Annotated in this window: 20 protein-coding genes and 3 pseudogenes; 14 read left to right on the forward strand and 9 right to left on the reverse strand. The window is 45.3% G+C overall.

Annotation, left to right across the window (positions count from 1 at the left end):
• Nucleotides 1-110 precede the first annotated feature (110 nt).
• A complete protein-coding gene (locus QZ918_RS12320) occupies nt 111-725 on the forward strand; it encodes a glutathione S-transferase N-terminal domain-containing protein (protein ID WP_293335276.1) in 615 nt (204 codons plus the stop codon).
• 235 nt (nt 726-960) lie between these two features.
• Here the strand turns inward: QZ918_RS12320 and QZ918_RS12325 are convergent, their stop codons facing one another.
• The 5 genes from QZ918_RS12325 to QZ918_RS12345 form a co-directional block, all read right to left on the reverse strand.
• Nucleotides 961-2385 carry an NADP-dependent isocitrate dehydrogenase gene (locus QZ918_RS12325; RefSeq protein WP_293335279.1) on the reverse strand — a complete coding sequence of 475 codons (1425 nt, stop codon included), beginning with the start codon at nt 2383-2385 and terminating at the stop codon, nt 961-963.
• 599 nt (nt 2386-2984) lie between these two features.
• Complete coding sequence (locus tag QZ918_RS12330; RefSeq protein WP_293335282.1) at nt 2985-3599, reverse strand: DedA family protein; 615 nt, start codon at nt 3597-3599, stop codon at nt 2985-2987.
• 418 nt (nt 3600-4017) lie between these two features.
• Nucleotides 4018-5295, reverse strand: coding sequence for an adenosylhomocysteinase (gene ahcY / locus QZ918_RS12335; RefSeq protein WP_293335285.1), 1278 nt, complete (start codon nt 5293-5295; stop codon nt 4018-4020).
• 423 nt (nt 5296-5718) lie between these two features.
• Entirely contained in the window at nt 5719-5973 is a 255-nt protein-coding gene (locus QZ918_RS12340; protein ID WP_293335288.1) for a DedA family protein, read from the reverse strand.
• A 194-nt stretch (nt 5974-6167) separates the two neighbouring features.
• On the reverse strand, nt 6168-6323 hold the full coding sequence (locus QZ918_RS12345) for a hypothetical protein (protein ID WP_293335291.1): 156 nt from the start codon (nt 6321-6323) through the stop codon (nt 6168-6170).
• A gap of 187 nt (nt 6324-6510) precedes the next feature.
• Here QZ918_RS12345 and QZ918_RS33105 point away from each other — a divergent pair, with 187 nt between their 5' ends.
• Entirely contained in the window at nt 6511-6909 is a 399-nt protein-coding gene (locus tag QZ918_RS33105) for a mechanosensitive ion channel family protein (protein WP_367275329.1), read from the forward strand.
• A gap of 91 nt (nt 6910-7000) precedes the next feature.
• On the opposite strand, the gene QZ918_RS12355 is transcribed toward QZ918_RS33105, so the two are convergent.
• The 3 genes and pseudogenes from QZ918_RS12355 to QZ918_RS12360 all read right to left on the reverse strand — a co-directional run.
• Nucleotides 7001-8242 (reverse strand): RNA-guided endonuclease TnpB family protein, encoded by a 1242-nt coding sequence (locus QZ918_RS12355; protein ID WP_527250401.1) that lies wholly within the window; start codon nt 8240-8242, stop codon nt 7001-7003.
• 8 nt (nt 8243-8250) lie between these two features.
• Nucleotides 8251-8325, reverse strand: a pseudogene (locus QZ918_RS33255) (helix-turn-helix domain-containing protein); the annotation flags it as partial.
• 239 nt (nt 8326-8564) lie between these two features.
• Nucleotides 8565-8762 (reverse strand): annotated as a pseudogene (locus QZ918_RS12360) (hypothetical protein); the annotation flags it as partial.
• A 282-nt stretch (nt 8763-9044) separates the two neighbouring features.
• On the opposite strand from QZ918_RS12360, the gene nfi reads away from it, so the two are divergent.
• The 7 genes from nfi to dcm all read left to right on the forward strand — a co-directional run bounded on the left by nfi (nt 9045) and on the right by dcm (nt 16011).
• Nucleotides 9045-9698, forward strand: coding sequence for a deoxyribonuclease V (nfi, locus tag QZ918_RS12365; protein WP_293335347.1), 654 nt, complete (start codon nt 9045-9047; stop codon nt 9696-9698).
• A 455-nt stretch (nt 9699-10153) separates the two neighbouring features.
• Nucleotides 10154-10384 carry a KGG domain-containing protein gene (locus QZ918_RS12370; protein WP_293149797.1) on the forward strand — a complete coding sequence of 77 codons (231 nt, stop codon included), beginning with the start codon at nt 10154-10156 and terminating at the stop codon, nt 10382-10384.
• 735 nt (nt 10385-11119) lie between these two features.
• On the forward strand, nt 11120-11647 hold the full coding sequence (locus QZ918_RS12375) for an FHA domain-containing protein (protein ID WP_293335294.1): 528 nt from the start codon (nt 11120-11122) through the stop codon (nt 11645-11647).
• Between the two features lie 399 nt (nt 11648-12046).
• Nucleotides 12047-14050 (forward strand): FHA domain-containing protein, encoded by a 2004-nt coding sequence (locus QZ918_RS12380; RefSeq protein WP_293149799.1) that lies wholly within the window; start codon nt 12047-12049, stop codon nt 14048-14050.
• Nucleotides 14051-14203 carry a hypothetical protein gene (locus QZ918_RS12385; protein ID WP_293335297.1) on the forward strand — a complete coding sequence of 51 codons (153 nt, stop codon included), beginning with the start codon at nt 14051-14053 and terminating at the stop codon, nt 14201-14203.
• A complete protein-coding gene (locus QZ918_RS12390; RefSeq protein WP_293335300.1) occupies nt 14200-14628 on the forward strand; it encodes a hypothetical protein in 429 nt (142 codons plus the stop codon). Before QZ918_RS12385 ends, QZ918_RS12390 begins: the two co-directional genes overlap by 4 nt.
• Before the next feature lie 249 nt (nt 14629-14877).
• Nucleotides 14878-16011: a DNA cytosine methyltransferase gene (gene dcm / locus QZ918_RS12395; protein ID WP_293335303.1), complete on the forward strand. Its 1134-nt coding sequence runs from the start codon at nt 14878-14880 to the stop codon at nt 16009-16011.
• A 265-nt stretch (nt 16012-16276) separates the two neighbouring features.
• On the opposite strand, the pseudogene QZ918_RS12400 reads toward dcm, so the two are convergent.
• Nucleotides 16277-17640: pseudogene (locus tag QZ918_RS12400) on the reverse strand (IS4 family transposase).
• 366 nt (nt 17641-18006) lie between these two features.
• On the opposite strand from QZ918_RS12400, the gene miaB reads away from it, so the two are divergent.
• The 5 genes from miaB to QZ918_RS12425 all read left to right on the forward strand — a co-directional run bounded on the left by miaB (nt 18007) and on the right by QZ918_RS12425 (nt 23586).
• Complete coding sequence (gene miaB / locus QZ918_RS12405) at nt 18007-19359, forward strand: tRNA (N6-isopentenyl adenosine(37)-C2)-methylthiotransferase MiaB (RefSeq protein WP_293214422.1); 1353 nt, start codon at nt 18007-18009, stop codon at nt 19357-19359.
• A gap of 74 nt (nt 19360-19433) precedes the next feature.
• A complete protein-coding gene (locus tag QZ918_RS12410; protein WP_293335309.1) occupies nt 19434-20333 on the forward strand; it encodes a hypothetical protein in 900 nt (299 codons plus the stop codon).
• Between the two features lie 252 nt (nt 20334-20585).
• Nucleotides 20586-21011, forward strand: coding sequence for a hypothetical protein (locus QZ918_RS12415; protein ID WP_293335312.1), 426 nt, complete (start codon nt 20586-20588; stop codon nt 21009-21011).
• A 142-nt stretch (nt 21012-21153) separates the two neighbouring features.
• Nucleotides 21154-22203: a D-alanine--D-alanine ligase family protein gene (locus QZ918_RS12420; RefSeq protein WP_293335315.1), complete on the forward strand. Its 1050-nt coding sequence runs from the start codon at nt 21154-21156 to the stop codon at nt 22201-22203.
• Nucleotides 22204-22473: 270 nt separating this feature from the next.
• Entirely contained in the window at nt 22474-23586 is a 1113-nt protein-coding gene (locus QZ918_RS12425) for an AI-2E family transporter (RefSeq protein WP_293335318.1), read from the forward strand.
• The last annotated feature ends 544 nt before the right edge of the window (nt 23587-24130 follow it).

A 24130-nucleotide genomic window follows, 5' to 3' on the forward strand; every position in this document is an offset into this window, starting at 1 on the left:
AATAAGAGGGCGGGCACGGGGGCACCGCCCCTACCATAGGTCAACTGTCAACTGTCAACTGTCAACTGTCAACTGTCAACTGTCAACTGTCAACTATTAACAGCACAACTATGATCGACCTCTACACTTTTACCACACCGAACGGCCGCAAAGTCTCGATCGCGCTCGAAGAAATAGGTTTACCCTACAACGTGCACGTCATAGACATCAGCAAAAACGACCAATTTACCCCGGAATTCATCGCCATCAACCCCAACAGCAAAATACCCGCTATAGTCGATCGCGATAACGGCATTACAGTCTTCGAGTCAGGTGCCATCCTGATTTATCTAGCCGAAAAAGCAGGCCAATTTCTGCCCACCGACAAACACAAATACTTTCAAGTCATGGAGTGGCTGATGTTTCAAATGGCCAGCGTCGGGCCAATGTTCGGACAACTAAACCACTTCAGACGTTTTGCACCCGAACAAATTCCCTATGCAATTCAACGCTACGAAAAAGAAACCTTGCGCCTCTACGGAGTATTAGATTCTCAATTAGCAAAATACGAATACATTTGCGGCGAATATTCGATCGCCGATATTGCGACTTATCCGTGGGTGGCTATTTACGAATTTCAAGGATTAACCCTCGACAACCATCCGCACCTCAAACGTTGGGTAGAAACCTTGCAGAAGCGTCCTGCCGTTGAGCGCGGTATGGCTGTTCCATCTATACAAAAATAACAATTTCAGTCCTCGACACAACTGGTATAATATCGGGTTAATTCTTAGGTATGTTGTTGCGCTTCAGCGCTCTTTTTCTATATCTGCAAGAGCGCTGAAGCGCAACAACATACCTTTTTTAATATTATAGTTGCGTCCAGAACTTAATTTTTTCAACCGCAGATAAGGAAAGATATCACCAATATTATCAGCGTTTATCATCGTTCATCGGCGGTCAAAAAATCTCTCAAACCTACTAATCAGCAAAGTGCTTAATAATCGCCTCAGCAAACTCAGAACACTTGAGTTCCGGCACTGGAGGCTCCATCAACCTCGCCAGATCGTAGGTAACTTCACCGTTAGAAATTGCAGCGCCCAAACCCTTCTTAATCAAATCTGCCGCTTCCTGCCATCCCATATATTCTAACATCATCACCCCCGACAAAATCAGGGAACCGGGATTAACTCGATCGAGACCGGCGTGTTTGGGTGCAGTGCCGTGAGTCGCCTCAAAAACAGCACATTCATCACCAATATTCGCACCGGGGCCCATGCCCAATCCGCCGACAATTGCTGCGGCAGCATCTGACAAATAATCGCCGTTTAAATTCATCGTTGCCAAAATTGAATATTCGGCTGGTCGAGTTTGAATTTGTTGGAAAATACTGTCAGCAATTCGGTCATTGACCATGATTTTTTCCTTCCACTTCCCGCTACCGTGACTTTCCCAAATTGCGGACAAAACATCGGCAACTTCTTTACAAATTACGGCTTGTTTTTCGGGTGTCAAAGCGTCGTAGCCCGGATCTATTTGGCGGGCATTGTCTTCTAAGCTAATCTCGGGATTGTGTTCTTTGTTGCCGAGAATCCAGGACTCTCTTTCTGTTACGCAAGCAGCACGAAATTCGGTGGTTGCCAACTCGTAACCCCAATCTCGGAAACCTCCTTCGGTGTATTTCATGATGTTGCCTTTGTGCACCAAGGTTACTTGCTGCTTGTCTTTTGGCAACCGCAAAGCGTGGGTAATTGCCCGTCGTACCAAACGCTGAGAACCGCTTTTGCTAATTGGTTTAATGCCGATCGCAGAATCGAGGCGTATTTGTTTTTTGCCGTGTTCTGGCGTTGCGGGAATTAACTCATTGTTGAGGTATTCAATTAGTTTGTTACCGATTTCGCTGCCTTGTTTCCATTCAATTCCCAGGTAAATATCTTCTGTATTTTCCCGGTAAATAATTACATCTAGCAGTTCGGGAGTTTTGTGCAGCGATGGGGTTCCATCGTAATATTTGCACGGCCGCACGCAGGCGTAGAGGTCAAATATTTGGCGCAAGGCTACGTTGAGCGATCGAATTCCGCCACCTACTGGGGTTGTCAGCGGGCCTTTGATGGCGACGCCGTATTCTTTGATGGCGTCTAGGGAATCTTGGGGCAAATACTGGTAGGTACCGTAGACATCGCAGGCTTCGTCGCCTACATAAATCTTGAACCAGTTAATTTTCCGCTGGCCTCCGTAAGCCTTTTCTACGGCAGTATCCATGACTTTCTGGGATGCTGGCCAGAGGTCTACGCCCGTACCGTCACCGCGTATGAAGGGGATAATTGGGTCGTTGGGGACGATCGGCGAACCGTCTTTGAAAGTAATTTTAGAACCAGTTGTCGGGGCTACAATCTTTTCGTACATATCTTAACAGTGCGGATAGCAATGTTCCCTATTTTCCCACGATTGTCTGTCTAAACCTCAATAAATCCTAAATTTTTGTCTAAATTGAAATTTGATGTTTGGGCGATGGGCAGCCCGTCACTGTGATGATAAGCTGTGGAGCATTTAAACCACTAACTATTTACGTAGGGTGCGTCAGGTACAACACTTACTATACATGGGAAATGCCTTAAAACTGACGCACCCTACAATACCATTTTAAATGCTTAACAGCTTATGTGGATAGTAAATTAGAAAAAGTAGCAAAAATAGCAGATTTTGGGTTCAAATATGGTCTTTTTTTTATGTTTTGTCCATAATGTTGAGACATTGTTGAAGCGAGTCAAAATGGCGATTGCTTTTGAACCGCAGATGAACGCAGATTATTTTGAGGATATGGCAACCGCCAAGACAATTAGGAAGTTCTTAATTTCTGAAATCTAAGATTTTATTGCTTCTTCTTTCCTCCTTCCTTCTTCCTTCTTCCTCCTTCCTGATGACTGACATCCGTTACATCCGTTACATCCGTTACATCCGTTACACAATCCGTTGCCGAACTTCCTTCTTCCTTCTTCTTGCATTTACTTGCGATATTTTTCCTTCTGCATATTCTTTTTCACAACCCACAAAATAAAGCCGATGACAATAGTCACAGCAACTATTTTGGAAACTGGAGCTAGATAATCATCTACAAGTGCATAATTTTCACCTAATTTATATCCGGCAAAAGTGAGGAAACTCACCCACAAAATTGTGCCGATTGTTGAGTAGACTAAAAACGGGATTAAAGCCATATTGTTGATGCCAGCGGGCAGGGAAATTAGGGTGCGAACTCCCGGTACCAGGCGACACAAAAATACGGCTTTGTTGCCGTGTCTGTTAAACCATCTATTTGCTTTGTCAATATCGGCGCCTGATACTGTAATCCATTTGCCGTATTTGTCTGCTAAATGTTTTAACCGTTCTTCGCTTAATATTTTACCCGCATAGTACCAGGGAAGTGCGCCTAGAATGGTGCCGATCGTCCCTGCTGCGATCGCCAGCGTTAAATCCATATCACCCTTGGATGCGGTGAATCCTGCCAGTGGCATAATCAATTCTGAGGGGATGGGCGGGAACAGGTTTTCCAAAAACATCAATAACGCAATGCCGAGATAGCCCATCGACTGCATTGTGTTAGTTATCCATTCAACCATTTTGATTTAATAATTGGTAATAGGTACAGCAGAAGTCATCAGTCATTAGTTTTATAGTTCCTAGGCTCTGCCCATTGGTGACAACTTAAGACTGAAAGTCCTGAGAAATCTCGTTTTTACCTGAGTCTAGATCCCCCTAAATCCCCCTTAATAAGGGGGACTTCGATCAATTCCGGTTCCCCCCTTTTTAAGGGGGGTTAGGGGGGATCTAGACACTGAAAGTCCTGAGAAATCTCGTTTTTACCTGAGTCTAGATCCCCCTAAATCCCCCTTAAAAAGGGGGACTTCGATCTGATTCCTGTTCCCCCCTTATTAAGGGGGGTTAGGGGGGATCTAGACTTCGACACAAACAAGAAAGACTGTTGGTTTAACCTTAAGTTGTCAGCAATAGGATTGCTTCTACAACTCTAAACTACGATTAAGTTCCCGAAGTCCAAGAGTTGGTGTACTCAATTTGCTCGGGTGTCAAGGTATCAATGAAAATACCCATTGCTTCCAATTTTAGACGGGCAATTTCTCTGTCAACTTCCACTGGGATTGAATGAATACCCGGCTCTAGTTTGCCTTTGTTGGTGACCAGATGTTCTGCGGCTAAAGCTTGGTTAGCAAAACTCATATCCATGACAGCGCTGGGGTGTCCTTCGGCGGCTGCCAAGTTGATCAAACGGCCTTCGCCCAAGACAATAATCGATTTGCCGTTATTGAGGCGGTATTCTTGGGTGAAAGAGCGAACTGTCTTCACGCCAGTGCTTTTTGCGCCGAGGGATTTGAGGTCAATTTCAATGTCGAAGTGACCGGAATTGCAAACCATTGCGCCGTCTTTCATGGTGTCGAAATGTTCGGCACGAATGACGTGTTTGTTGCCGGTAACGGTGATGAAGATATCGCCGACTGTTGCTGCTTCGTCCATCGGCATGACGCGGAAACCGTCCATCACAGCTTCGATCGCCCGAATCGGATCGATTTCGGTAACAATTACGTTGGCGCCCATACCGCGGGCGCGCAGTGCCGTGCCTTTGCCGCACCAGCCGTAACCTGCAACCACAATATTTTTACCAGCTAACAAGATATTGGTAGCGCGGATAATGCCGTCTAGAGTAGATTGACCTGTACCGTAGCGGTTGTCAAAGAAGTGCTTCGTATCTGCGTCGTTGACGTTCATCGCCGGGAAAGTCAGCACGCCATCTTTCAACATAGCGCGCAGGCGCACGATGCCTGTGGTGGTTTCTTCGGTGGTGCCGATCAAGTCGGCAATTTGGTTGGGGCGGTGCTGGATCAGGGCTGCTACCACGTCGCTGCCGTCATCGATGATGATGTTTGGACGGTGGTCGAGGGCTGTGTTAACGTGACGTTCGTAGGTAGCCGCGTCTTCTCCTCTGAGGGCGAAGACGGAAATGCCGTAGTCTTCAACTAGGCAAGCTGCTACGTCATCTTGGGTGCTCAAGGGGTTGCTAGCGATGAGTACAGCGTCTGCGCCGCCCATTTTCAGGGCGATCGCCAAATGAGCTGTTTCTGTGGTGACATGGCAGCAAGCTGAAATACGGATGCCTGCGAAGGGTTTTTCTTTAGCGAAGCGTTCTTGAATTTGACGCAATACCGGCATTTCGCGCCCTGCCCACTCGATACGTTGCTTGCCCAACGGGGCGAGGGATAAGTCTTTGACTTCGTGTTTAATTTTGACGGATGTAGCTACCATTTATGTTATTTCTGAGAAATCATCAAACTTTGTTAGTTTTAGCAGATAAACCCATCAGCGGGCAAGTGCTGTGATTTTACTCGATCGCGATCGGCGGTGCAGATCTTAAATTTTGATTGTGAGCGATCGACCAATTTTCCATATCAGCAGCGAGGAGTAACCCACACAGCCCGAGTCCGTCGATTTTAGATTTGAGATTTTACATTGACTCCACAGATCGATCGGGAATCTTCAACTTTGGTCTCCAACCTTACTGTCGGGCTGAGTCAATCTTTTTTGTCAACTCAATCCGCCTAAATCAACCTAAAATACCGATCGCAAAAAAGCTTGATGTGTAAGCATTCTTCCTTCTTCCTCCTTCCGACTTCCATTTCTCTTCCATTTCTCTTCCATCCGTTACATAATCCGTTGCCGAACTTCCTTCTACTTATTAGCGCGGCGTTCTTGAATTATATGAATAATCGAAGGTACAAAAGAAAGTACAATTATTACACCAACAATCGGCAGTAAAAATTCGTCAACTTTGTCCGGAGGAATCATCTTTCCTAAATAATAACCGAGTAGAGTCAGCCCCACCGTCCACACAAACCCGCCGATCAGGTTGTAAAACATAAAAGTTTTGTATTTCATTGCCGCCACTCCCGCCACTATCGGTGCAAAAGTGCGGACAATTGGCATAAATCTGGCCAGTACAACTGCTTTGTGGCCGTGTTTTTCGTAGAAGTTTTCAGTTTTTTCTCAATATTCTTTCTTAAACAGCCACGAATCTTCCTTGTTAAATAAGCGACTACCCCAACGGTGTCCGCTTGCATAGCCAACATTATCGCCAGCCACCGCGCAGACAAAACACCCAAAAATTAGCGTCCAAATATTCATAGAGTTTGGCCCCGACGCCACAATGCCCGCAGCAAATAGCAAGCTGTCTCCCGGCAGAAAAAAACGAACAGCAATCCGGATTCCGCCAACACAATAGCCCAAATTCCCAAATAGCCGAAGGTTTTAATCAGTTGCTGCAAATCAAAATTCATCTTTCTGTTTTTCCGGGGAATGAACTCAGCATTACATATATGACATCTCTGATATCATTGTCTGTTGAATATAGCATAAACGATGGTCTGGCAAAATAATAAATTAGCCAGCGATCGATATATTTACCTAAAAATTTTTAGTTCAAATTTAACAATGGGCGCCATAATTCAATAAATCCAAACTAGCTTGTTAAATCTGCTGGGTCAAGCGATCGAGGCAATGCCTTCAATAGCAGCGGCTGTGGTAGTTATTGTGCTGACGAACACGGCAGCAAAGTTTGTTAGCCTCGCAGTCTCGGCAGCTACTCAACAGACTGTCAAAAGTTTATCCTTGCGATCGCTCTTGGTGCAGATAGCCTTTGCCCTCACTTGGGCGGCTGGCAGTTCGATCGCCTGCGTCATTGCTTTCCCGGCTTTGCGTCCCGGAGACATCATCGGTTTGTTAGGATTGGGTTCAGTAGCTGTTAGTTTTGCCTTCCAAGATATCTTCAAAAACTTTTTAGCAGGCATCTTGATGCTGTTGCACGAACCGTTTCAATTAGGCGACCAGATAGTTGTAGAAGGCTTTGAAGGTACAGTCGAATAGATTTCGATGCGTTCAACTCAAATTATGACTTATCAGGGAGAGCGAGTGATTGTGCCGAATGCGATCGTCTTTACCAATTCAGTGCGGGTACTCACTGCCATGCCACACAGGCGAACTGACTTGCCTTTAATTTTGGACTACGATACCGAACCTTCCTTGGCAATTGAAACCTTGGGTGAACTACCCGCACGCTTATCGAAGCGATTATAGTGCCAGCTTCTAACATCGCGGGGCAATGCCGAGCGAACTGACTTACGTCATGCACGTTGGTCTTACTTCCCCTCCACTCTTCAGAAACGGCTGTTCCATCCGTTTGTAGCATTCTGATACCTTCTGCTCTAATATTTGTTGCTGCATTACCATCGCGATCGTGACGAGTGCCACAATTGGGACAAGTCCACTCTCTAACATCAAGTGGTAACTTATCAATTTGGTAATAACAGCTAGAGCAAAGTTTAGAACTGGGGAACCATCGGTCAATTTCTATTAACTTCCCACCTTTTTTATCTAGCTTGTAAGCTAAGAAATTAGTAAAAGTTCCCCATCCAGCATCAGATATTGCTTTAGCTAAATTGTGGTTGCGTACCATGCCTTTAACATTAAGATTTTCTACTACGACAACTTGGTTTTCGTTGACGAGTTTTCTTGATAACTTATGCAAAAAATCTTGACGGGATTTAGCTATCCGAGCGTACACTTTAGCTACAGTCTTTTTAGCTTTGTTTCTTGATTTACTTCCTTTCTGTTTTTTTGCTAGCTTTTGTTGCTTGCGTTTAAGATTTTTTTCATGTTTGGCTAAGTGCTTAGGATTACTGTATTTAGAGACTTTAGTGCCATCACTCGCGATCGCAAAATGAGTCAATCCTAAGTCAATCCCAATTACTTTACCCTCAGTTGAAAATGTTGGGTTTTCACCTTCAGCCTCGGTCAATATTGATGCAAAGTATTTCCCTGATGGTTCTAAGCTGACCGTTACAGTCTTAATTATTCCTTCAATATTCCTATGCAGCTTAGCCTTAATTTTACCGACTTTGCCAGGAAATTGAACAAGCCCCTCAAATACTTTCACATTCTGAGGATACTGAATTGACTGCTTGCCCTGTTTTGACTTGTAACGGGGGAATCTAGCACGACCTGCAAAAAAGTTTTTATAGGCTGTTGTTAGATTGAGCGTTGTTGCTTGCAAAACTTGGCTGTAACATTCAGATAACCATAAAGTTTCTTCTGCTTTTTTAAGATGGGGTAAGAAGGCATTAAGTGCTGATTGACCGAGGCTTTTTCCGGTTTTTTGTAAGTCTCGATCGACTTGTTTAAAGCGTAATTCCACCACCATCTAGCACAGCCAAAGTGCTGAGATAATAACACCTGTTGTTCTGGTGTTGGATAAACTCTAACTTTGACCGCTTTGTGTAACATCTTAACACCTCCTTACTGCATTATACACAAAACAGTAAGAGTATCGAGAAGATTTGGAAATTTGAGTGGAGCCTATTTCTCTGCCTTTCATCCCACCGCGCTAAGATTAGTACATCTTCTTCGGGGGACTTCCCGGCGAGGTAGTTAAAGTTTGTCGCTGCAACCGTTGAGCTTCTGCTTGCTATGAGAACCCGGTTAATTTGGGCTTGAGCATCTTGGGTTGCTTTTTTAACTGTGAACTACCTACACGCTTCCTGGCGGTGAGCGTGTAGGCTTCCGAATTCAATGGGGATTGCCTCAACTTTCATAGATTTTTTACGTCCTGAAGATTTTGGTCTTACATTCCCTCCAAGGGCAGAAGCGCTAGTTCCTAACGCCAGAATTCGCAAACCTTCATTTCTAATATTTATTGCAGCATTAATATCTCTATCATACTGAACTGCTTTTCCTCCTTCCTCCGACTTCCATCGGACTTCTGTCAACTGTCAACTGTCAACTGTCAACTGTCAACTGTCAACTGTCAACTCTCAACTCTTCCTTCCTCCTTCAAAATCTGCTAGAGAAGGGGCATTGGTGGGACTTACCCAACCCAAAGCGAGTATAAAAAAAGACTCCTTGGGCAAGTTTTGAATTTATAGCGACAAATGTTAAAAATTAGAATTTGAAAATGGCAGAAAATAAGCTAAAGTTAGATGAGAACGGTTGAAGAAAAATATCTAATGTTGCAGCAACACCCTTGGCCGAAGACAATTGAAGAGGCGATCGTCATTCAAGATGTTCTCCGGTCAGAGGTAATTACCGAAAATCTACGGTCGCCAGTTCGGTACGTCGCAGGCGTAGATGTCGGCTACGACAGTGTAGAAGGCGTATCGCGGGCCGCTGTAACAGTTTTGAGCTTTCCAGACTTGCAATTACAGCAGCAGTCTGTGGTTCGCAGTCCTACAGCTTTTCCTTACGTTCCCGGTTTCCTGTCTTTTCGAGAAGTGCCGGCAGTCCTCGACGCTTTACAAAATATCAGTTTGAGACCAGACTTGATATTGTGCGACGGTCAAGGACTAGCTCACCCCCGCAGGTTCGGCCTGGCCTGCCATTTGGGAGTTTTGACAGGAATTGCGACGATCGGAGTTGCCAAAACTAGATTTATCGGAGAACATTCAGAAGTAGGGTTCGAGCGGGGCAGTTGGCAGCCTTTGCTGCACGAGGGATCAACGGTAGGCGCAGCGTTAAGGACGCAAACAGGGATAAAACCGATTTATGTATCGATCGGTCATAAGGTAGACTTGATAAGTGCGATCGAGTACGTCCTGCACTGCGCCCCGAGGTATCGCTTGCCAGAAACAACTCGATCGGCAGACCAACTAACATCGGGATAACTGAGCGGCCCCGAAGGCATCAAAAAAATAAAAAGTCAAAAGATAAAAAAGCATCCCTCTTTGGACTTTGAATTTTAGAAGTGTCGCCGTTAAGTCGAAAAATGCTCTGAGTGTATCGCCAATCAGCTTTCGGTTCCATCCTTCCAGCGAACTAAAGAATGACTATACCTGAGAAAGAGGTATAAAAGTTGGGGGATTTCTAGAATGATTGAAAGACAGTAATCAGCTTAAACATTGACGGCTTGAACTACAGTACCCGGGCGTGAACTATGTTTAGTTCACATTTGTAAATTATCAAACAGTCATCCTGCGACTTAAACTCAAAGTTTACATTTGTCAGATGACGTTTCATAATTTACCGTCTAACCTCTCATCGCTGGCTGGGAGTCCCAACTACGGTGGGAGGTGGAGGCGGGATCGATCTAAAAAATCAGCAAACAAACAAGGAGACAGTCATGGCTGAGAAAAGCAAACGTGGATTCGCATCTATGGACGCAGAAAAACAGCGCGCAATTGCTAGCAAAGGCGGAAAAGCTGCACACGCGAAAGGAACTGCACACGAATTTACTTCGGAAGAAGCCAGAGAAGCCGGTCAAAAAGGTGGCGAAGCTGTCAGCAGAAATCGGGAACACATGGCTCAAATTGGTCGCGAAGGCGGCCGGAAAAGTCGCAAAAGCGAAGCTTAATTGAGTCGGTGACTATTTAACACAGTGACTGAAATATCGTCACTGTGGGATTCTTAAGAAGTTATGAAGCTGTCTTGAGGGTCAAGAAGTTTGCGGGCTAGACAAGGCAAGCAAACACCAGTCTGTCTCTCAATAACGCTCTTTTGTCACTCCAGAAAAATAAAAATTGCAGCCAACTGATGAAACTTATACTCAATGGGCAATCTGGCGATCGAAAACTGATAGGAACCCATACCTCAAGCTCAAAAGGGGAAAGTCTCTCGGTGTAAAAGTTCCAGGTTTTTATATGACGAGAGTGACGAAAGAGCGATAAAAGCCAATCCGATCGCAAAAAGCCCCGATTTCGGGGCTTTTTTGTTTGTGAGACGAAATATTTGGTTAACTCGTATAGACTTTCTCAAAAACATGAGGTACTCATGGGCATAGGGCATAGGCCAAACCGGGCATAGAGTTCCGTGGGCATACTTCACTTTTTTGGAGAACCGCTATATATAGCAAGCCTCTCATCAGTTGTGTAATTGTTGTAGGGTTCTAACCACGCCCGGTTGCCCGATAGATATGGGGTAGGCGAAGAAAGGCACTACCCTACAAATTTATCTGAATCATTTAGGATTGCTATATAAACGGACACCGAGGGAACGCAAGACTACTTGTAGCGCATCCCAATGAAGTTTCAAGAATATCCGCACTTTTAGGGCGGGGAGTATATTAAATATTTCAGGAAACTATTGAACGATGACAAACCAGCTTAATTTAACATGGACAGAGGCTGGGGTTCGTCAAACTCAGACGATTCTAAACGAACAGCCAAGCAAAAACCCGGGAAGCGTGAGACTCGGACGCGACCCAGCGCAGTGCGATATAGTATTTTCGGATTCCAGTGTATCGGGGTTGCACGTGGAAATATTTTTTAATCAGGAATTGCAGGAGTATGCAGTGCGGAATTTGCGCCCCAGCAATCCGCCGCTGGTAGACGGAAAAATTCTCGCCTCGGGCGAAGCAATATTGAAATCCGACAGTCGCATCCATTTAGGCCAAGTGGAAATCGAGGTGAATGTAACTGAGGTGCACTTAGCCGCGCCGCTGACAGTTTTGCTTGGGGCGCCTCCGGTGCAAATTTCTTCCCCGCCGGCGCAGCCTTCTACCTACGGTTTGCAGTGTCCCAAGTGCAGCCGGGTTTCGCCTTACGCGCAGTTAAGTGCGGGGTGTCCGTGGTGCGGTACTTCTTTGGCGGCGGCGGCGAGTGTGGTGCTGTCTCCTTGAGGGGAGAGAAAAAGCCAGAATCGCGCGATCGCTCTTTTGTTCGATCGCGCGATCGCCAATGCTAGGATCGTGCAGGAAACAGCACCTAATTTTCGCTTCTTAACACTTTTGGGACTGCATTTAATCCAAAATCTCAAATATCAGCGGTAAGATGCACCATTAGCAGCCCACACTTTAAATACGACGAGTGGCGCATTTTGCTTAGTTTCACCCGATTGCTACGGAAAATCTAGCTTTGAATCACCAGAAATCTACAGAGATTCTGGGTTTCTCGCCTCCATGCACCTAAAACTATTAAAGTTTTTGATACAAGCCCCGAGATCAAATCAAATCTCTCAAATTCAAAAATCTTTTTTCCCAGAAAGCTCAAAGCCGACGGCTGATGTTTAAAAAATAATAATGAATCCTCAACCCTTGCACCTGCGACTTACTTGGAAAGATACAGCTACGGGGGATTGTCGCTCCCCGATACTCGAATTGCCCATCGCTTTGGGACGTATTTTTGAAGGTATGCCCTCCACCATCAACGGTGAGCGAGTTTCTCGAATTCCCCTCAAAAGCAGTCAAGTGTCTCGGTTTCACGCTGTGATTGCCACCGAAGGCGACAGTATTGTAGTTACTGACACTGGGAGCCGCAACGGTACTTTTGTCAACGGCACCCGCCAAACCCGGTGCGTGCTGGCAAATGGCGATATGCTGCAAATCGGGCCCTACAAGATTGCCATTTCATTTACTGTTAATTCCACAGAAACCCAGTCTGTCAATTCTCACATTTTCTTTAACCCGCAGACCAATAGGCCAGACCCCGCGTTGGGGCAGCCCATGGTGTCGCCGGTGCCTCAAACAAATAGTAGGGAAGAATTTCCGCCGATCGCATTTTTGCAGGCAAATCAAGTCACAATGCGATCGATCCAATCTATGGGACTGCCGGTTGAAGAAATTGATTGGGCTGCTGTTGGTGGCGGTTTGGGCAGCTTGATTTGGGTGGATTTGCTGAGAATTTGCGGCGTGAAGGTCGATCGAATTGCCGTTCTGGGCATGGAATCGGAACCCTACGCCCGTTACCGTCGGTTGTGCCTGAATTCTCAAATTCCGCTGCGAGAACGCCTGCGATCGAATTCTGACTCGTGTCCGGACAACATTTGGGGCTGGCCTCCCTATGCTTTGCGGGAAGCTTGGCAGGTATTGCTGAAAGGGCGGTTGATGGTGTCGCTAAAGTTGATGTGGCAGGTGTTTGCGGAACCGACTTTTGCCGAAACTTATACGCCGCGCGCCGGGAATGTGTTTGACTCGATTGACAGGGAAACTGTGCGTATCGGGTGGAATCAGATGTTTCGCTACGGGAGAGTGCGGGCGATTCGGAAGACAGATGACGGCAGGTACGCGATCGCTTATTCTCGATCGAATGCCAATCAACGCGATCGTGCTTTTTTAATCGCCAAATACGTACACTTAGCCACCGGCTATCCCGCAATTCAATTTTTGCCAGACTTGCAAGAATATCGCGAAAAAACCCAGGATTTTGAGTCGGTTGTTAACGCTTACGAAAGCCACGACGGCGTTTACGAAAAGTTGGAGGCGAAGGGCGGCAGCGTTTTAATTAGAGGGCGGGGAATTGTGGCTTCGCGGGTGGTGCAGCGAATTTATGAAGCGCGACAGCGAAATGCCAACATTCAAGTATTGCATTTGATGCGATCGCCCAAACCTCAAGGTAACAAATTCGATCGAGCTCAGAGAAACGTCGAAAATCACTATGAATTCCAACCTTTCAACTGGCCCAAAGCCTGTTGGGGCGGCGAACTCCGCGTACTTTTGGAAAAAGCCAAACCCGAATTTCGCCCGCAGTTTCTCGGAGACTGGGGCGGCACTACCACAGCCAATCGCAGCGACTGGCGGCGGATAGTCAAAGAAGGTTTAAGTCAAGGATGGTATCAAATTACCTTCGGCGAAGTCGAGCGAGTCGAGCGCGACAGTCAAAATCGCACCGTGACTTACATTCAGGAAAAGGATCTCAAGGGGCAAATTAAGTTACAAGCTGATTTTATTATTGACGCAACGGGTTTGGACGCTAAGGTAAAAACCAGTCCCCTGTTAGAGGATTTGGTAGTTCAATACAATCTTCCCCTCAATAATTTGGGGCGTTTGAGTGTCAACAACGATTTTGAAGTCCCCGAATTACGCAATGCCTCCCCCAACAACCCAGAAGGGCGGGTGTACACAGCGGGCGCGATTACTTTGGGCGGGCCTTACGCGCCCGTAGACAGCTTTTTGGGCTTGCAATACGCCGCCCTGCGTTCTGTTGAAAGTCTGGCAGCTAACGGAGCTCCGGGTGTTGGGAAATTGAGCGTTTGGCGATCGTTCCTACAATGGTCAAAGTGGATTTTAAATAAATCTCCAGGATAATTGGAAGAAGGAAGTTCGGCAACGGATTTTGTAGCGGATGTAACGGATGTAAAAGAGCTTCGCCTTCTACCTCAAATCCCAATCCTCAATCCAAAATTCAAAATCCAAAATCCAAAATTCAAAATCCAAAACTCAAAATCTAAAATCGAATGACTCCCACCTTATTCGGCCGCTGGCAAACTCGGTTACTGCTATTTGCCACCGTAGGCGTTTTAGTAACCCTACCCTTTTTTCTGGGTTTAACTACCTCCACATCAGGCTCAATTTTTTTCTTTATTTTAGGGTATGTAGCAATTTTTGGCATCGCCTGGGATGTCATATATATCTACATCCAGCAGTTTCGCTGGGATCGAGATTGGCCCGGAGTATTTCAATTAATCGCCGGGATTTGGGAAGCACTTTTTGTGTTATTTTTAATCAAAATTATCGGTTTGCCCGGAATACCTCGGCAAGATTTTGACTTGGGAGCTTTTGCATTGCATTATAGTTTAGTGTGGCTGGCTATTTATCTAGCATCGCAAACACTGATGCGAATTTTATTTCCCTACTGGCGTTTCCGAGGCGGTCAATGGTTTTAAGAATAGACTTGAATTTCCTAAATCTTTGAGGAGAGAGGGAAACCGCAGATGTCAGGCAGATTGACGCAGATAAACGCAGATATTTTTGATATAGGAAAACGCATGAAGATAATGTGGTTGTCTAATAGTTTTGAGTAGGGAAACGGCACTGCCTTGTCGGGCGAGGGGTTCTGCGACTTTTAATAATAGTCAGGTGTACGCGCAACCGAATTTATAGTAAGCTTAGTTTAAAATAACTGGGATGATTTAATGTACCGTTCTCCCTGTATATTCTCCTTTTTTTCCGGTTCGGGATTCCTTGACCTCGGTTTTGAATTAAGTGGGTTTCATGTAGCCTATGTCAATGAAATTTTCTCACCTTTCATGCAAGCATACCGCTACTCTCGGCAATGCCTGAATTTGCCGTTACCGGAATACGGATACTGCGAAGGAGAGGAAGCAGATGTCACTCAACTTGTAGGGGGAAAACCAGCTTCTCGCCTGCGGGAATTGATGCAGGATGCCCGCCAGCATCACGATATTGTGGGATTTATCGCGGGGCCGCCTTGTCCAGACTTTTCTGTGGGTGGCAAAAACCGAGGGCTGGAAGGAGATAAAGGCAAACTTTCAGCTTCCTACATTGAATTGATTTGCCAGCAGCAGCCGGATTTCTTTTTGTTTGAAAATGTCAAAGGTTTGTGGAGGACAAAAAAACATAAAGCTTTTTACGACGAACTCAAGCTTAAGTTGGCTGATTCGGAATATTTTTTTGTGGAACGTTTAATAAATGCGATCGAATATGGAGTACCGCAGGATAGAGACCGCATTATTTTGATTGGCTTTAAAAAAAATCTTGTCACAAATCTGGGGATTATCCTAGATGAATCCAGCCCAATGTTACCTGAAAAATTATTTCCCTGGGAAACTCAGGTATTATATCCCAAATCAGAAGTTTTTTGTCATCCTTGGCCTGAAAGAAATGCTTTTGTACGTGATGGTTTCTTGCCTTGTCCCGATGGCATCACCCAAGAATTAACAGTAGAGTTTTGGTTCCAAAAAAATGATGTTCTAAACCATCCCAACGTTGAACATTATTTTCAACCCAGAGCAGGTATTAAAAGGTTTGCTGAGGTCGATGAGGGAGACGATTCAAAAAAATCTTTCAAGCGCCTGCACCGCTGGCGTTATTCGCCGACTGCTTGTTATGGAAATAACGAAGTTCACTTGCATCCTTACAAAGTTCGCAGGCTTTCTGTTGCTGAAACACTAGCTATTCAGTCGCTACCAAAAGAGTTTGCACTGCCGAATAATATGACGCTGACTAATATGTTTAAAACTGTGGGGAATGGAGTTCCTTATCTCGCTGCGCAAGGTATTGCTAGAACAATTTTAGATTTTTTATAATCTAAATAGATCTATAGTTGCCCATCAAGATGACTCTCAGCAATTTGGTTTGTAGTGAGGACTTTAGTCCGCAGAAAAAGAGAGGACTAAAGTCCTCACTACAAACGATTTCGATAATTTAGTTTGTAGTGAGGACTTTAGTCCGCAGAAAAAGAGAGGACTAAAGTCCTCACTACAAACGATTTCGATAATTTAGTTTGTAGTCAGGACTTTAGTCCGCAGAAAAAGAGAGGACTAAAGTCGAATGGCACTGCTCAAGGCTTAATCACCTTCGCAGTTTAGCTTTCAACACAGAGCGAGGTTCCTGCATTCGAGAATACGGTTTCGGCCTTCGTTTCAAAACTAAGGGTTCAGAACGCCCAGGTCGAATCGTAAGTAAATTAGTTGCCACCTGTTCCAAAAGTAATTGACGCCATTGTCGCTGTTGGCGTTTGACTGTAGTTGCTAACAGCGTCAATAACTAAACTGTTGCCTAGTTGATTGGAATGAGAGTTGAAAAACTGTATTTTCTGATGAAGATACAGCCTGCCACATAATGGTACGTAATAAATTGTAAGCTAATAAGTGTGTCCAGATTTCTTTTCTCACCATCACCGGAGTTTTAGCTGTTAACATCTCCATTTTTAACGTGGTTTTCAGATAGCGTAAATTGACTTCTGCTGCTGACCAACGCAATCCATATAAAGCCGTCAACTTTTTAACTGTGTACCGTTTGGCATCCAGCAAGGTTGTTACTACAATTATCCGCTCATCTCGGAAACCGCGTTGCTTAATTCGTAAGCATACTTCTCGGACGATGAAACTAGATGGCAATGCCTCGAATTCCTCAGCCGTCATGTGGTTGGGACGCTGTTGGGGCTTGTTCCAGACAACTTTATGGTCGCCTATTCCTAACTTTTTGCCCCGTCTAAAGTCGGTTTTACGGAGATGATTTTTCCGGAAAACAGCGTCGGCTCCTTGCTGTTTTACCAAAACTAAATCGACATAATTACCATAAGCTTGATCGGCTAATACCACATCGTCTGGAACTAAATTTCCATAAATCAAACGGCTCATTACAATCTCACTCACCGCCAAGGATGCTATGCCAGCGCATACCACTGCACCTGTAAGTAATGAAAATAGAACTACCATTTTTGCAATCGGAAATCCACATCCTGGTTTTTGATTGCTGTGTTGTGGATACTCGGCTTGATTTTCAGGAGTATCACTCATTAATACTGTTGTCCCATCTAATACTCGCACTCGTCGTCCACACCATTGTTGTTCTATGCTCCCTTCCTTTTCTAGGTTTTCTGCGACTATTGGTACTAACTGTTGAACGAGTTTTTCTGGCAGTCGTTTACGAGCTTTACTATATGCCCCGGTGTCAGAAGAAGGAGACTTGGCGGAGGCAGCACTGAGCCACGTACTCATCCGCTTCACGGCTTGACTCAAACTTTTGTCGGGATCGAGTACCTGGGATACCATTGCCCACAGGGTGACGGATGGTGTGTAGATGCTTTGGTAGTAGGTGATCTTCTCATAAGCTAGAAGCTCTTGGATTAAGGCATCTGGCAGCAGCTTTTCCCAAGGTGAGGCAACGCTTTGCAAAAATTGTTGTTTGAGAATGGACGCACGATTTGGCATAATGGAAGGAGATATTTTGGTTTGTAAGGCAATTATCTATGTATATCTTGCCTTACAGATTTTTTTTTCGTCACTTTTTCAGTGCCATTTGACTAAAGTCCTTACTACAAACGATTTCGATAATTTAGTTTGTAGTCAGGACTTTAGTCCGCAGAAAAAGAGAGGACTAAAGTCCTCACTACAAACGATTTCGATAATTTAGTTTGTAGTCAGGACTTTAGTCCTCATAAAAAGAGAGGACTAAAGTCCTCACTACAAACGATTTCGATCGGGAGCAAATTAACTGGATATGATATTACCCACAGAAGTGTTATAATAACTTGTTAAGGTTGAAAACCTAGATTTTTTATTTTCCTGCAATTCGCCATGACTGTTAAACCCCGCCGCTATCACATTACCACTTTCGGATGCCAGATGAACAAAGCCGACTCCGAACGGATGGCTGGCATTCTGGAAAATATGGGCTTTGAGTTTTCCGAAGATCCGAACGACGCTAGTTTGATTCTCTACAATACTTGTACTATTCGAGACAATGCCGAACAAAGAGTTTATTCTAACCTGGGAAGGCAAGCTCATCGCAAGCGCAAAGAACCGGGTTTAACTTTAGTTGTAGCTGGATGCGTGGCGCAGCAGGAAGGTGAAGCGCTGTTGCGTAGAGTGCCAGAATTAGATTTAGTAATGGGCCCGCAACACGCTAACAGACTTGAAGATTTGCTGGAACAAGTTTTTCAGGGAAATCAAGTTGTGGCGACGGAAGCTGTGGAGATTATGGAGGATATTACTAAGCCTCGCCGCGACAGCCAGGTGACTGCTTGGGTGAATGTAATTTATGGCTGTAATGAACGCTGCACTTATTGTGTTGTGCCGAATGTTCGCGGGGTTGAACAGTCGCGAATGCCGGAGGCTATTCGGGCTGAAATGGAGGAGTTGGGCCGTCAAGGTTACAAGGAAGTAACTTTGTTGGGGCAGAATATTGATGCTTACGGGCGCGATTTGCCGGGGACGAAACCGGATGGTAGCAACCTGCATACTTTGACTGATTTGCTTTATTTTGTGCAAGATGTTCCTGGAGTCGATCGCCTGCGTTTTGCTACTAGCCACCCTCGCTATTTTAATGAACGATTGATTAAGGCTTGTGCGGAGTTGCCGCAGGTTTGCGAACATTTTCACGTGCCTTTTCAGTCGGGGGATAATGAGATTCTGAAGGCGATGTCTCGGGGTTACACTCAGGAGAAATATCTGCGAATTGTTGATATGATTCGCCGTTATATGCCTGATGCTTCGATTACGGCTGATGCGATTGTCGGTTTTCCTGGGGAGACGGAGGCGCAGTTTGAGAAGACTCTGAAGTTGATCGAAGATGTGGGTTTTGATTTGGTGAATACTGCTGCTTATTCGCCTCGCCCGGGAACGCCTGCTGCTTTGTGGGAAAATCAGTTGAGTGAGGAGGTAAAAGCCGATCGCCTGCAACGCATCAATCATGTCGTGACAACAACGGCTATGGAGCGATCGCAGCGCTATTTCGGGCGCACGGAGGAGGTTTTGGTGGAAGTCCAAAATCTCAAAGATCCAACTCAGGTGATGGGGCGCACTCGCGGCAATCGTCTCACATTTTTTAAGGGGGATATTGCACAATTGGCTGGTAAGATTGTGCGTGTTAAAATTACTGATATTCGCGCTTTTAGTTTGACTGGCGAAATGCTGGAAAATCTAAATTAGATTGCGAATTTAATTTCTTTTCCTCCCCTTCCATATCTACTAACTCAAAAATATTCCCCGTTCCCCCGATTAAAATGGAAAAACCAATTCGCATTTTACTGCAAACAACGATTCCAACAACTGAGGATGACTGGAGTATCGAGCGTTTCTCTTTGTTGCGAGACTATTTGGCCGATCTGAAGGACGATCGGGGAAATCAATTATTTCAAGTAACGGCAAGAAACCGCGAATCAAATGTAGAAGGAAATGACCCAATCTTAAGCACTTTGGGAGATTCAATATTTGACGAGCTGTGGCTGTTTGCTGTTGATGTGGGAGACGGTTTGACCGAAAAAGATTGTGCGGGAATTAAAGCTTTTCACCAGCGGGGCGGCGGGATTTTGGCAACTCGCGACCATCAAGATTTAGGTTCGTCTATCTGCACTATTTCTGGTGTAGGGGCTGCACATTTTTTTCAAACTAAAAATGTCGATCCAGATCCATCGAAACATTGCAGAGATGATGTTGATACTACTAATATTTCTTGGCCTAACTATCATTCTGGACGCAATGGGAATTATCAGAGAATTATTCCGATCGCTCCGGTGCATTCTCTTTTGCAAAGGCCTGGTGCTTCTGTCGAAGCGATCGAGTTTTTTCCGGCTCATCCCCATGAAGGTGGTGTGGGTGTCCCCCCAGGCGATCGCTACGGTAGGGTAATTGCACAAGGAAAAAGTTTGGTGAGCGATCGCATTTTTAACCTCGCTGTTGCTTTCGAGTGGCCTCCCGATACGATCGGAAATCAGCTCGGACGTGCAGTGGCTCAATCGACTTTTCATCATTTCTGCGATTATAATTGGAATGTGGATATGGGCTGCCCGAGCTTTGTGAGCGAACCGCCGGGAAACACTATGCAAACAGAGTCACAGGCTTTAGATGATATCAAAACTTATGTCCGCAATTTAGCTTTGTGGCTGGCTCGAAAACCGCAATAAAACTCTAATTTGTAGTGCTGTCCCCGCTCGCGTATAATACTCGCGAGCTCGCGACAACTCGCACTCGAAGAAAAAATGCTTTTGACCAAAATGAGATGCTCCCGATCCTTCGGAGTTAACTCCTTGGATAGATGCGGACTAAAGTCCTCACTACTAACATTGTTGGCGGGCGATCGACTGAACAGGATCTGAGGTTGGTGGCTGGCGGTCAAATTAGATTTGATTTTTATTAAGAAAAGAGAGTTTAAATCCATGACACAAAGTTCAGAATTCGACGCACAACAGTCAAATCCTCAAACAATTGCTCAAACAGACGCAGAAGATGAATTGCCGCAGCCAAACGAACGCGGAGAGTATAAAAGAACATCTCACCGATATTGGGAAGCCACAAATTCTGACCCGAATGGTGTCAAATGTCGCATGGGCCCGCACTCTATTCAGGAAATAGAAGATCCAGGGAGCAAGGTAAATTTAAATATTGCCAGTTGGCCTGTAGTTGGTACTTTGAAACCAGGGCAGAATTTTGAAATCTATCTCGGCCCTAGCGGATTGGGGGTTTTGTACGATGCCCAACGTCAACCTTGGTTTTTTATAGAAAAAAGTGAGGGTAGCGGCGCGCCGAGTAATTGTTTTGTTCAGGCTAACAGGAGTTTTGTGAAACCAATACAGCCCCAGTAGCTCTGCTCTGATGAGATCGCAAGTTTTGTCAGTTTTTGAGCTTGTTTAATTATCCTGAATTCTCGCTTTCTGTCGAATACTTTCTGTTTGAGTGGCGCTATCTGCGTGTATATTTATCAAAAAGTATCGGGAGTATGGAAAAATGACGAAGATGCGGATCGGGTTACTCTTCGGGGGGCGATCGGGCGAACACGAAGTCTCTATTAGTTCGGCAAGGGCGATCGCCCGCGCCCTCGCTGCTGACGAAAATGCCTCTAAATACGAAGTTCTGCCCTTTTACATCCAAAAAGACGGCCGCTGGCTGTCGGGAACATTACCGCAGCAAGTCTTAGCCGACGGCAAACCTCTGGAAATAGAGTCACAAGCAGGAGAAGCTTGGCAATTTCCTAATTTTAATGGAGTAGATGTTTGGTTCCCGGTTTTGCACGGGCCTAACGGCGAAGACGGTACGGTGCAAGGATTGCTGAAATTATTGCAAGTTCCTTTTGTCGGTTCCGGGGTTTTGGGTTCGGCGCTGGGAATGGATAAAATAGCGATGAAAATGGCTTTTGAACGCGCAGGTTTACCGCAGGTAAAATACATCGCTGTCAATCGTTCCGAAATCTGGTCGAATCCTTGCGTTTTCCCCAAACTGTGCGACAAGATTGAAGCTGAATTGGGCTATCCTTGCTTTATTAAACCAGCAAATTTGGGTTCGTCTGTGGGCATTTCTAAGGCTCGATCGCGCGCTGAGTTAGAAGCCGCTCTTGATGGCGCCGCCAGCTACGACAGGCGGATCATTGTGGAAGCTGGTGTGGTTGCTAGAGAGTTAGAATGTGCGGTTTTGGGCAACGACAATCCGAAAGCTTCAACGGTGGGAGAAATTAGTTTTCAAAGCGATTTCTACGACTACGAAACTAAATATACTGAGGGACAATCCGAGTGTTCAATTCCGGCAAAGGTCAGCAGTGCGATCGTCTCGCAAATCCAAGAAATGGCAGTGCAAGCATTCTTATCCATTGACGCAGCCGGTTTAGCGCGGGTAGACTTTTTCTACGTTGAATCAACCGGAGAAGTTTTGATTAACGAAATCAACACTTTCCCCGGATTTACAGCTACCAGTATGTATCCTCAAATGTGGGCACATGATGGTATTTCTTTCCCCGAATTAGCAGACCGTTTAATTCAATTAGCTCTCGAACGGCACGGGTAAAAAGCTTGAATTGTGAGCCTAAAACTCCTTTCCTAAAAATAGCAAAAAGTAAGTTATTCCGCAGGTAATATATCCATACCAGCGGAAACGAGATAACATGGTTGTGGCAGGGAGTACCTGCCCACAGCCCAATTTCTGCTACTAGCAGAGCAAGTGGGAATTTTTAGCAGCCTGGTATAACTAAATGCAACATAAAATCGTTAACGGAGAACGGCGAATAGCAGCGTCAATCTCACATCTGGCATCTCAAATTTTAACTTGGTTAACTTAATGAGACGTTTCACTAAACTGCCGCAGTGGTGGACTTACGGACTGTTATTCCCTCTAGCGGTACTCAACTGCTGGTTAGCCCTCCTAGTGTTTGAATATTTTCGCGCTCTGATTACTGTTTTGGTAATCGCTACAGTGTTCTCTTTTTTGCTAGATTATCCAGTGCGTTTTCTGTGCAAATACGGGATGAAGCGCGATCGCGCAGTTTTATCGGTATTGTTCGTAACAATACTGATATTGGTGGTTTTAGGTGTCACTCTGGCCCCGATGCTGCTGAACCAAATTACTGAACTCGCTACCCGACTCCCAAGTTGGATAGTTTCTGGTACAGAACAGATTCAAGCGTTCCACAAGTGGGCGGAAAATCGCCGTCTTCCGATTGATGTTAGCGGTTTGACTACTCAATTGAGCGATCGACTTTCAACTCAATTGCAGTCTCTCATCGGCGAAATCCTCAAATTTGGTTTGGGTGCGGCAGACAGTCTGGTGAATTTTCTGCTGACAATAGTTCTGACATTCTACTTGCTCTTGCATGGCGATCGTGTGTGGGAAGGATTGTTTAAGTGGTTTCCCTCGAAACAGAGCCTGCAATTTCGGCATTTGCTGGCCCGAAGCTTCCACAACTACTTCGTCGGACAAGCAACCTTGGCGGGTTTGATGGGACTGTCGATGACTGTGGCTTTTTTAATTTTGCGAGTTCCCTTCGGGCTGCTGTTCGGTTTGGGTGTTGGTGTAATGACGATGATTCCCTTCGGGGCGCCTTTCAGTATTTGCGTTGTCAGTTTGCTGATCGCATTAAACAACTTTTGGCTTGGTATGACAGTTTTAGCTGTCGCGACAGTCATAGATCAAGTAATTGAAAGCGGGGTTGCTCCTCGATTATTAGGTGGTTTTATTGGTCTCAATCCGGTGTGGATTTTAGTTTCTCTGCTAGTGGGAGTTAAGGTGGCGGGTGTAGCAGGTTTGTTAGTTGCTGTGCCGATGGCTGGTTTTATTAAGAATACTGTTGATATTTTGGAAACTTTGAGGAACAAGTCGAGGGAAATTGATGCGGTTAGTTCCATTGAACCTAATAATGTTAAAATCCGAGATTCCAACAGGGAAAAAATATGAAAAATAGACAAGATCGTTTGCTTTGCTACCCTTCACCGAAGGCATAAAGGCGAACGGATCCCTTCAAAGAGCGCTCCTCTCTTCGGATCGTGTTAAGTGAAGCGTATTGCGATTGAACCTACGGAAAAATAATACTATAGCCTTTCGAGCTCTCCTATGAGGTACTCATGGGCATAGGGCATAGGGCATAGGGCATATCTCACTTTTTTGAAAACCGCTATATTTTAGATTAACGTTCATAGCCGTAGGATAGGGATACATCGACAATCCTCAAGAAAGAGCGACTGTTTCGAGCGAGCAACGCACCGGTTTCATTGCAGGCTAAGGAAACAAACCCAACATTTTTGTTTGAGTTATGGGCCGCCGGTAGCAAGGCCATGAAGATTTTCCAGGAAATGCGGAATATGCGGATCCGTTACCGTAGTTGGTATTATCGGAGGTGTGGCAATTCGTCAGTCCTCACCCAGGGCGATCGCGCTGACCACCTAAAATCAACAATTTGCCTGCAACAGTCTGGTTTCTACTCCAGCCTGTAGGGTAAATC

The sequence above is a fragment of the Microcoleus sp. CAWBG58 genome (assembly GCF_020883045.1).
Taxonomy (GTDB): Bacteria; Cyanobacteriota; Cyanobacteriia; order Cyanobacteriales; family Microcoleaceae; genus Microcoleus.